Here is a 1,754-nt window from a genome sequence, read left to right on the forward strand (position 1 = left end):
CCAGGTTGCCGCTCTGGTCTACGTAGAGCCAGGCCCAGCCAGAGCCAAAGCGCGTCGCGCCCGCCTTGGCGAACTGCTCCTTGAAGGCCGCGAAACTGCCGAAGGCGTTGTCGATGGCCTCGGCCAGTTCGCCGGTCGGCTCACCGCCGCCGCGGGGGCCCATGATCTCCCAGAAAAGGTTGTGGTTGGCAAAGCCGCCGCCGTTGTTGCGGACGGTCATGCGGATCGCTTCGGGAACCGCGTTCAGGTTGCCGAGCAACTCCTCGATGCTCATCCCGGCCAGATCGGCGTGGCCTTCCAGCGCCGAGTTCAGGTTGTTGGTGTAGGCCGCGTGGTGCTTGTCGTGATGGATGCTCATCGTCCGGGCGTCGATGTGAGGCTCAAGAGCATTCTCGGGGTAACGCAGTGGGGGTAGTTCAAACGCCATAAATCACTCCTTGGTAGGCTCAAAATCCATCCGCCATTCAGCGAAAGACGGGTAAGGGAGTCAAGGCCATTCTAGCGCACTATTGGCCGTTGTCAAACGAGCGCGCCGCGTTCCGGGCGCGTTTCGATCTGCCAACTTCGCCCTTTTCTGGTATTCTTCCCTTTCATGTATTATGAATGAGCCGCAGATTACGCAGATTACGATCTGAAATCTGTGTAATCTGTGCAATCTGTGGATTCTTATGACTGTTCGCGTTCGTTTTGCACCCAGCCCTACCGGCTACCTCCACATCGGCGGGGGGCGTACCGCGCTGTTCAACTGGATGTTTGCCCGCCAGCACGGCGGCCAATTCATCCTGCGCATCGAAGACACCGACCAGAAGCGCTCGGTCAAGGGCGCGGTGCAGGCCATCATGGACGCGCTGCGCTGGATGGGCCTCAATTGGGACGAAGGCCCCGACGTCGGCGGCCCCTTTGGCCCCTACATCCAGAGCCAGCGCGCCGCGCTCTACCGCGAGTGGTCGGAGTGGCTGCTGGCCCACGGCTACGCCTACCCCTGCTTTTGCACCGCCGACGAACTGAAGGCACGCCGCGCCAGCGCCAAAGCGGCCCGCGGCGAGCAGGGGTATGACCGGCGCTGTCGCTACCTGACTCCGGAAGAGGTCGCCGCGCGGCAGGCTGACAGCCTGCCCTACGCGGTGCGCTTCAAGGCCCCGCTGGAGGGCGTCACGGTCATTCCCGACGTGATTCGCGGCGACATCACCGTGCCCAACAGCCAGATTGCCGACGCGGTGCTGATGAAGTCCGACGGCCTGCCCACCTATCATCTGGCGAACGTGGTGGACGACCACTTCATGGCGATCACTCACATCTTGCGCGCCGACGAATGGATCAGCAGCGCGCCGCTGCACCTGAACCTGTACGCCGCGTTCGGCTGGGAGCACCCGGTCTACGCCCATCTGCCGCTGGTGCTGAACCCCAGCGGCAAGGGCAAGCTGAGCAAGCGCGCCCAGGCGTTCGACGACCACGGCCGGCAGGTGTTGGTGAAGGTCGAGGAGTTCCGCGACGCCGGTTATCTGCCCCAGGCGCTCAACAACTTCCTGGCCAACGTCGGCTGGGCCTATGGCGAGAACCGCGAGATCTTCCCCATCGAGGAGGCCATCCCGCGCTTCCGGCTGGAGGACATTAGCCCCGCGCCCACGCGCCTGCCCTATGACAAGCTCGACTGGCTGAACGGCCAGTGGATTCAGGACATGGAGCCGCTCGATCTGGCGCGGGCGGTGAAGCCGTTCCTCGACCGGCAGGGGCACGAGGTCAGCGCCGAATCG

At 63.8% G+C, this 1,754-nt stretch carries 2 protein-coding genes; one reads left to right on the plus strand and one right to left on the minus strand.

Features of this window, described 5'->3' with window-relative positions; genetic code table 11:
• A partial coding sequence (locus ACE3UY_RS07505; RefSeq protein WP_374686921.1) for a superoxide dismutase occupies nt 1–427 on the minus strand: 427 nt, incomplete at its 3' end.
• A gap of 241 nt (nt 428–668) precedes the next feature.
• Between ACE3UY_RS07505 and gltX the strand changes: the two genes are divergently transcribed.
• Nucleotides 669–1,754, plus strand: a 1,086-nt coding sequence (gltX, locus tag ACE3UY_RS07510; RefSeq protein ID WP_374686922.1) for a glutamate--tRNA ligase, incomplete at its 3' end; no start/stop codon positions are given.

Source organism: Promineifilum sp. (SeqCode) (assembly GCF_041918635.1).
Classification (GTDB): domain Bacteria; phylum Chloroflexota; class Anaerolineae; order Promineifilales; family Promineifilaceae; genus Promineifilum.